Below are 8425 nucleotides of genomic sequence, written 5' to 3' on the forward strand. Positions count from 1 at the left end.
ACTCCTGTATTCACTAATAGGCAGCTCCTGCCAACGATACTTGGAGCAACATTGCTTGGAATACTGGCTATTGTGCTTGGATTATTATGAGGTGATTATTTTGAAATTTGTTATGAGACCATATCATATAGTAAGTCTTGGTGGCTATATTGTAGAATGGGATTTTCCATACAGGAATCTCATAGTTGTAAATAAAACCTCTGAACCGATAAAAGTTGAAATACCTGTATTTCACGAGGAATGGATTGCTGAACATCGTGATTTAGGTCTTGATGTGATTCCTGTAAGTCGTGAAGACAATTATTTGCGCATGTGGAAAAAGGCCCATGCAGAACTAGATAAAATCAGGCCGCAAAATGAATGATTATAGTATTACCATAATAAGTGATGAAAAAAAGGGAGTTTTGGATGATATTACTGCTGTAATCAGTAATTATGGTGCTAATATCAGTTATACTCACCTTTATGTTGAAAAAAACAACAAGGGTTCCATTAATTTTGAACTTGAGCATGTGGAAGATATAGATGCTTTGATAGAGGATTTGAAAAAAATTCCTGAAGTCAAATCTGTTGAACTGCATGGATCTCAGCTTGACATCTATGGAAAACGTATAATTATCGTCGGTGGCGGAGCTCAGGTGTCTCAGGTTGCAATGGGTGCTATAACCGAAGCTGACAGGCATAACATACGCGGTGAACGTATAAGTATCGATACCATTCCATTGGTCGGTGAACGCAATATTGCCGAGGCCGTTGAAGCTATTTCCAGACTGCCTCGTGTAAGTGCATTGGTTCTTGCCGGGTCACTGATGGGCGGTGAGATTACAAAATCTGTAAAGCAGGTGAAAGAGGAAAATGATTTGATAGTCATCTCTTTAAACATGCCTGGAAGCGTAACAAAGTATGCAGATTTGATTGTTACGGATCCTATTCAGGCAGGTGTTTTGGCAGTTATGGCCATTGCGGATACTGCAGTATTTGATATTTCACGTTTAGGCGACAATATCAAATTTTAATTTCTTTTTTTTAATAAATTTTGTTCAAAAATTATTATTCATTTATTATAAATCTTATAATGTTATATATTGTAAATGATATATTTTATAACATAGATTAGAAGATTTTTCTATTCTGATAATAACTATGGTGTTTTAAAATGAATAAAAAAATAGGTGTTATTTTAGCATTAGTTTTAGTCGCTTTTTTAGTCATGGGAACTGCTAGCGCAGGCTGGTTTGACTTTTTAGGCGGTGATTCTAGTGGTAGTGCAGTAACTAATGATAATGATACATTTATCGTTGGTTTTGATGCTGAGTTCCCACCTTACGGGTTCTCAGAAAATGGGGAATATGTTGGTTTTGACTTAGACTTAGCACAAGAAGTATGTGACAGAAACAATTGGACTTTAGTAAAACAACCAATTGACTGGGATGCAAAAGATTCTGAATTAAATTCAGGAACTATTGACTGTATCTGGAATGGATTCACAATAAACGGTAGGGAAAGTGATTACACTTGGTCCGAACCTTATATTGATAACAAACAAGTTATTATTGTAAAATCTGATTCAGGTATTAACTCCATCGAAGACTTAAAAGGTAAAACTGTAGAAACTCAAAAAGATTCTTCAGCTTTAGCTGCTCTTGAAGGAGACAACAAAACCATTGCAGACACTTTCGCTGACTTAGTACAAGTTGCAGACTACAACACTGCATTCATGGATTTACAATCCGGTGCATGTGATGCTGTTGCAATGGATATCGGTGTTGCACAATACCAAATCAGTTCTTCAAATAGTTCTGATAGTTACAAAATCTTAGACACTCCTATTTCATCTGAACAATATGGTGTCGGATTCAAATTAGGCAATACTGATTTAAAAGACCAAGTTCAGGCAACATTAGATGAAATGTATGCTGACGGTACTATCTCAGCTATTGCAGAAAACTATACTGAATATGGTGTTCCTGGTTCCCTTATTCAAAAATAGATTTTGAAATGAGGTATACTAGCATATGATGTTAGAATCAATGGTAGGATTATTGATGGAGGGTATGGTTACCTCCATCGAAATATTCTTACTTACATTATTATTTTCTCTTCCATTAGGATTATTAATTGCATTTGGAAGAATGAGCAATTTCGCTCCTCTTAGATGGTTAATGAAAATTTACATCTCCATTATGAGGGGTACACCGTTAATGTTACAACTAATTGTTGTATTTTTTGGACCGTATTATATATTCGGAGCAACCCTTTCACCGGACTATAGATTTATAGCTGTTATCATTGCGTTTTCAATAAACTATGCAGCATACTTTGCTGAAATCTATAGGGGTGGAATCGAAGCTATTCCTAAAGGTCAATATGAGGCCGCTCAGGTATTGGGTTATGGAAAAGTCCAAACGTTTTTCACGATTATTTTACCGCAGGTATTCAGAATTATTCTTCCATCAGTAACAAACGAAGTTATTACTTTAGTTAAGGATACTTCACTGTCATTCGTTATTGCAGTTCCGGAAATGTTCACTGTTGCTAAACAGATTGCCGCTGCAGATGCATCCATTGCTGCTTTACTGGTTGCAGGAGTATTTTACTATGTATTCAACGTACTTGTTGCATTTGTAATGGAACGTCTAGAAAAAAGATTTAATTATTTGGCTTAAGGGAGATATTATGAGTTTATTGGAAGTTAAAAATCTTAAAAAAAGTTTTGATGATAATGTAGTGCTTAAAGATATTTCTCTTAACGTTGAAAAGGGTGAAGTGTTGTGTATAATCGGACCTTCAGGTTCTGGAAAATCCACATTGCTTCGCTGCATAACTGACTTGGAGCAGGAAGACAGCGGAATCATTGACTTCAACGGAACTTTCGGTCTGGTATTCCAGGATTTTAATCTGTTCCCGCATCATAATGTGATGAAAAATATTACAAATGCTCCAATTAAAGTTCAAAAGAGAGATAAGGACGAAGTTTACAAATCCGCTCGTGATTTGCTTAAAAAAATGGGATTGTCTGATAAGGAAGATGCATATCCTCATGAATTGTCCGGCGGTCAGCAGCAAAGGGTTTCTATTGCCCGTGCTCTTGCAATGAATCCGGATATCTTATTTTTCGATGAACCAACTTCAGCTTTGGATCCTGAACTGACCGGTGAAATTTTGGTTGTAATCAGGGATTTGGCGGCTGAACACATGACCATGGTCATCGTTACTCACGAGATGACTTTTGCTCGAAATGTGGCAGATAAAATAATTTTTATGGATGATGGATATATCATTGAACAGGGAACTCCGGATGAGGTATTTTCATCCGATAATGCAAGAATGAAAGAGTTCTTAGGTAAATTTTATGACTAAAAAGAATAAGGAGTAAATCCCTATTCTTTTAAACATATATTTTTATATTCGCAATTGCCGCACTTTTTATCGTTTATTTTCACTGTCGGTACTCTTTTATCGTATTCTATTTCTTTTACTTCGTTTATTTTGTCGAACAATGTTTTTCTTATATTAACGTCCATTACAACGGGTCTTCTTTCATTTATTTTTGCATATTCAACAAATCCCACAAACACCTCGGTTTCAAATTCTTCCTCTACCAGTATTGCTGTTGCCGCAAGGTCGATTGCATCCTGGTCCCAAACTCCCTTTAATGGGGGATTTGAATGCTTGATTGAAATCGGATAGTATTTTCCATCAACAATCTCGAGTTTATCGCACAATCCTATCATTTCAATGTTGGGATTTTTCAGCAGATATGAGTACATGCAATTCGGAAAAAACATGTCCACTATTGCAAATCCGTTTTTTCCCAGAAGCTCCATGGCTTGCTTTGATTTCAGTGCCTGCAGCTTTATATTAAAATAGGTTTCATTATTTATTTCAATAATCTGGTCGTTTGTCAAACCCAAATCCATATTCTGGATTGAGGAGAATGTGCTTTCAAGATAGTTTGCAACATTCTCTGATAATATGTCTTCGATTTCTCTTATGTTCATTTCTTTTTTCAGTTTGCGCATATTTTTCTGTATAAGGTCCTGCGTGTCTATTTTAATCTTTTTCAATTCTAAATTCAATTGAATGTCAGCGTTTTCTCTTGTATCCACATGACTTTGCAGATATAGTTTCATGGGACAATACATGTATGACCTTATTGAAGATACATTTATCATTTTTATAACCTCTCAAATTTTGTAATATTAGATTGTATCTTCTAATATAAATAATGGTGGTGTTAATTGGCTTCAATTCCTTTAAAAGAAATAAATATGGTGAAGTTAAAGAAATTATGGTGTTTGAAGTAAATTTTTATCAGTGGGAACAATTTTTCATGCCGGAGGAATTTTCAACTTGAGATATTCATCGATTGCCTCACGTGTTGTTCCAACAACAAGCCTGTAATAATCCTCTTTTCCATCCTGAATTACTTTTTCGACTTTGCCTTTGGCAATGACATGTTCTCCATCAACCACTTCACCGGCATAGGTGTGTGTGAATGAAACGACTTCAACTATGTCTTTTTCAACCCCTTCAAGGATTTCCAAATTCTCGATGGTGTAGAGTGACGGATTGTCAAATGCTCCAAGCGCACTTACTATATCACATTCTATTTTGGCTATTCCCTGAGGCTCGTATCTGGTGTCGCCCCAAGTTCCCTCGATTTCATCATATCCTTTTGTGGCTAAAATGTCGAATAATGTTCCGTTGATTGTTCCACGGTTGGCTTTTCTGTTTTCATACCATTTGAATTCTTCCGGAGTCAGGCTGGAATCGCTCATTCTCTTATTGTAGACAAAATCCCAATAGTCATCGGTAATTCCGTTTAATGTAATGTGCTTGTCAACTTCTTCGATGTAGACTTCTTCATTCCTGTGGGCTTTAAATGCTTCAATTGCTTTTCTGTGATTGTCAAGTCCATAAATAACGTAATCCAAATCTGAAACATCATCTTTTTGAAGTCCGGGCAGAATGGATCCTGAAATTCCCATGTCTTCATAGTCAATTCCTGCAATGTAGTGGAAAAAGTCGCACACGTCCATTAATTTGGCTATGATTTCCGGATTTTTGACTTCTCCTCCAGATTCAAATGTCTTTTTAAGGCCTAACAATCTGTTTTCAGGTTTTATTACTCTTTCGACCTTGTCGATAGGAACTCCCATCATCTCTACATTTGTGACGTCGCAGAAATATAAATAATCAGGATAATTTTCACGTAAATATGAATATGCCTCTTCTGAGCCTACTTTTCTGTATCTGATGCCGTCCTTTTCCCGATCTCCATTTTCATCAGGGATATATCTTAAAAATGAGATGTATCTGTCTTCCGGATGGATATAGTTTGTTGATGCAAAAAACATTCCGTCGGTTGTGTAAATAAAATCTCTTGTTCTTACTTGCATAAAAATAACTCCTTTAATATAGTATTTTATATAATCTATTAAATCTATTTTTTCATAAAATAGTAAGGTTTATATGTCACTGGTGTATACTATATATTACACTAATTTGTGGGGGTGAAAATATCAATAAACTCGGAATAGGTATAGTATTACTGTTGGCTATTGGTGCAATTGCCGGCGGTTATGCATTAATTTCAAATGATGGTTCTTCACAGGTCATTAATGATCCTGTTTCAAATGAAATTTCAAATGTCAGCAAAGAAATTTCCTTAGATGACGTGATTATTGATGTGTTATCTGAAGATTCCAGTCAAAGGATATCTGCAGATTCTGTGAAATCAGTTCAAAAGATTAATGCTTCTTCAGATTCAGCAGCAAGTTTGGTGGCTAATGCGGATAATTTAACTTATCAGATAGCATCTTTCATGGGTTATGCTGCATCAGTTGGTGGCCAGCCATCGGGTGGAAATGACCATCATTCATATCCGCTTCAGCAGACAACTCTGTATGATAATGTCAATAAATCTGATTACGTATTATCTCCAAATTATAAAGATCATATCTTCATCAAAAAAGGTGAAGACTTTACAGATAAGTATGCGATGTGTGTTGTAGATGGTTTCATTCCATTAGGAAACATCACAAAATCACTTGAAACAAATTTGATTTGTCATCTCGATTGTGGAATAGGTGACGCTTACTTTGATTTGTCAAGCCCATATGTCTATGATGTGGGGGATGTGAATTATTACCTGAAGAATGGCAAGTTCCCGGATGAAATTCAGAAAAAAACATTCGAGTATGAAACCAACCAGCTAAACATGAATTATCGTCAGTTGCCTGGTCAGGATGAGATATTCTTAAATGTTCATGACGATTTCACTGATAAATACATATTATGTATTGATTGCGGAAGATATGTTGTATTAGGTAATGTTACAGTACCTTTGGATGATATCATGATTTGCGATCATCCGACTCATTTCGGCGGAAAGAACTATTTCAATGTCAATAGTCCTGCTGTAATATCCCGTGAAGAAGCATTGGATACATGGAATGATAGTCCTTATTTGCAGGAGTTATATTCAAATCCAGATTATCATCCGGTTCATTTTGATGAAGAGGATGCTTCACAATTGCCAAATGAGCCTTCATCACAATCCTTTGATGATAGTTCTTCACAATTTCAGATATATACTGTAAATACATACGATGTTGGACAGAACTTAACAATTTAAGTATTATTCTCCCATTGGAGATGATACTTTTTTTCTTATTTTTTCTTAACTTATTTTAATGTCTTCAACTAATATAGTATTGTAAGTTTTTTTTTAAGAATTACAAAAAATAGGTTTTAAAAATGAATATTACTCATAAGCATATTGAAGACATTTTTGAATATGATGGAAGCCAGATTGATCCGTCATGGGCTTTTCAGGAGTTTGGAATTTACGGTTCTTCAATAATTACATGGATAGGTCCCGTTAATATCACTCCGGATAACTTGAAGGATTTTGCCGATGTGGGTTTGGAAATCAAATCAAACAATATGGTTAATTTCATTTGCGAATTCTTCGATCAGCAGCCGCCCAACATGAGGATTGCTTATCTTCGCCAGAGACTTCTTGTAATGATATTCAGAGAAATACTGACAGAAAAAGGAGTTGGGACTACACGTGAGGGAGATGACATTTTTGTTGACGGAAGAAAGCTGAGCATCTCCATAGCCAGTGTTTCCCTCAGTTCTGCAAAAATCCATTTTGCACTTAATCTGGAGGATAAGGGAACTCCCGGTGATGTTGAAACCATCGGACTGTATGACATTGATGATGGAAATGTCTTTAATGATGATAACTTAAAAGATTTGATATTTGACGTTGTCAACAGATTTATTGATGAAATTGAGACAATTGAAAAGGATATTAGTAAGACTAAGGTGTTATTATGAAAATTTTGGTAAATGGAATTCAATCCAACTTACGGTTTTCATCTGCCCATATCATTCCTGGCCATGAATCCTGCGGATTTATCCACGGACATTCCTATTTCGTTGATATAGAAATAGAAGGCCAAAGGGCAGGTAAATTCGAATTTGTTGTGGACTTTAAGGATGTGAAAAAATATACGAAAGCAATATGTGATGAACTTGACCACAGGCTTTTAATTCCGGTGTACAATGATTTGATTGAATTCAAGGATTTCGATAAACAGAAAGATTCGATTTTTGATTTAAAAGAAGAAAAAACCGTATCATTTACGATTGACGGTAAAGGCTATTCAGTGCCTGCTGTGGACTGTGTATTCCTGCCTCTTCCATACACTTCAGCTGAGGAGTTATCCAAATTCTTTGCAGAAAGCCTATCCCGCAAACTGGCTGAAAGCTATGACAATCTGGAATACATTTCAGTGTGTGTAAATGAAGGCATCGGACAGGGTGCACAGTACAAAAAGGAATTTGTGGAATAATCATGAAAGCTCCAGTTATTGAAATATTTTCTTCTTTTCAGGGAGAAGGTGTTTTAATAGGTCAAAGGCAAATATTTGTGCGTTTTGCAGGCTGCAATTTGAATTGTGACTATTGTGATACGAAGCACAGCATTTCCGAAAAGGAAGGAATGCTTATGACACCTGAGGAGGTAGTGTCAAAAATCGAAAGTATTTTAACTCCTGACTGTCATACTATATCTTTTACCGGTGGCGAACCGTCATTGTATCCTGAGTTTATAAATGAGGTTTCAAAGCTCACGGACCTTGATATAATGCTTGAGACTAATGGTACTCTACCGGCAAATATTGATTTAATTGTTAATTTAGATATTGTTTCTTTGGATATTAAGTTAAAAGAACAATTTAAAGGTCATTTTGATGAAGATATTTTTTTAAATGAAATTAAATCACTAAATTTATTAATACAAAAATCCATAAATGTGTATTGTAAAATAGTTATATTGCCATGGTTAGAAATAGAATCATTCGAAGATGTAATTAAAGAAATCGATAGTAAAGTAATTGATAATAATAAT

General features: G+C 35.4%; 11 protein-coding genes. 9 read left to right on the plus strand and 2 right to left on the minus strand.

Translation table 11 applies throughout. From position 1 onward, the window contains the following. The first annotated feature begins 100 nt into the window (after positions 1 to 100). From ACKI2W_RS02240 to ACKI2W_RS02260, 5 genes are all read left to right on the plus strand, one after another. Complete coding sequence (locus ACKI2W_RS02240) at positions 101 to 364, plus strand: energy-converting hydrogenase B subunit P (RefSeq protein ID WP_407378907.1); 264 nt, start codon at positions 101 to 103, stop codon at positions 362 to 364. Beyond that, positions 357 to 1016 carry a DUF5612 domain-containing protein gene (locus ACKI2W_RS02245; protein ID WP_407378908.1) on the plus strand — a complete coding sequence of 220 codons (660 nt, stop codon included), beginning with the start codon at positions 357 to 359 and terminating at the stop codon, positions 1014 to 1016. The genes ACKI2W_RS02240 and ACKI2W_RS02245 overlap by 8 nt, the downstream gene beginning before the upstream one ends. Positions 1017 to 1156: 140 nt before the next feature. Further along, positions 1157 to 1990 (plus strand): amino acid ABC transporter substrate-binding protein, encoded by an 834-nt coding sequence (locus ACKI2W_RS02250; protein ID WP_407378909.1) that lies wholly within the window; start codon positions 1157 to 1159, stop codon positions 1988 to 1990. Between the two features lie 25 nt (positions 1991 to 2015). Further along, positions 2016 to 2666: an amino acid ABC transporter permease gene (locus tag ACKI2W_RS02255; RefSeq protein WP_407378910.1), complete on the plus strand. Its 651-nt coding sequence runs from the start codon at positions 2016 to 2018 to the stop codon at positions 2664 to 2666. Between the two features lie 10 nt (positions 2667 to 2676). After that, entirely contained in the window at positions 2677 to 3360 is a 684-nt protein-coding gene (locus tag ACKI2W_RS02260) for an amino acid ABC transporter ATP-binding protein (RefSeq protein ID WP_407378911.1), read from the plus strand. A 20-nt stretch (positions 3361 to 3380) separates the two neighbouring features. On the opposite strand, the gene ACKI2W_RS02265 is transcribed toward ACKI2W_RS02260, so the two are convergent. After that, positions 3381 to 4175 (minus strand): Dna2/Cas4 domain-containing protein, encoded by a 795-nt coding sequence (locus ACKI2W_RS02265; RefSeq protein WP_407378912.1) that lies wholly within the window; start codon positions 4173 to 4175, stop codon positions 3381 to 3383. 156 nt (positions 4176 to 4331) lie between these two features. After that, positions 4332 to 5402 (minus strand): DNA polymerase subunit beta, encoded by a 1071-nt coding sequence (locus tag ACKI2W_RS02270; RefSeq protein WP_407378913.1) that lies wholly within the window; start codon positions 5400 to 5402, stop codon positions 4332 to 4334. A gap of 155 nt (positions 5403 to 5557) precedes the next feature. Between ACKI2W_RS02270 and ACKI2W_RS02275 the strand changes: the two genes are divergently transcribed. The 4 genes from ACKI2W_RS02275 to ACKI2W_RS02290 form a co-directional block, all read left to right on the plus strand. Continuing rightward, complete coding sequence (locus tag ACKI2W_RS02275) at positions 5558 to 6640, plus strand: hypothetical protein (RefSeq protein WP_407378914.1); 1083 nt, start codon at positions 5558 to 5560, stop codon at positions 6638 to 6640. Positions 6641 to 6762: 122 nt separating this feature from the next. Further along, positions 6763 to 7350 carry a DUF366 family protein gene (locus tag ACKI2W_RS02280; protein WP_407378915.1) on the plus strand — a complete coding sequence of 196 codons (588 nt, stop codon included), beginning with the start codon at positions 6763 to 6765 and terminating at the stop codon, positions 7348 to 7350. Next, positions 7347 to 7868, plus strand: a complete 522-nt coding sequence (locus ACKI2W_RS02285) for a 6-pyruvoyl trahydropterin synthase family protein (protein ID WP_407378916.1) — start codon at positions 7347 to 7349, stop codon at positions 7866 to 7868. Before ACKI2W_RS02280 ends, ACKI2W_RS02285 begins: the two co-directional genes overlap by 4 nt. A 2-nt stretch (positions 7869 to 7870) precedes the next feature. After that, on the plus strand, positions 7871 to 8425 hold a 555-nt coding region (locus ACKI2W_RS02290; RefSeq protein ID WP_407378917.1), incomplete at its 3' end, for a 7-carboxy-7-deazaguanine synthase QueE.

It is taken from the genome of Methanobrevibacter sp. (assembly GCF_045603845.1).
Taxonomy (GTDB): domain Archaea; phylum Methanobacteriota; class Methanobacteria; order Methanobacteriales; family Methanobacteriaceae; genus Methanocatella.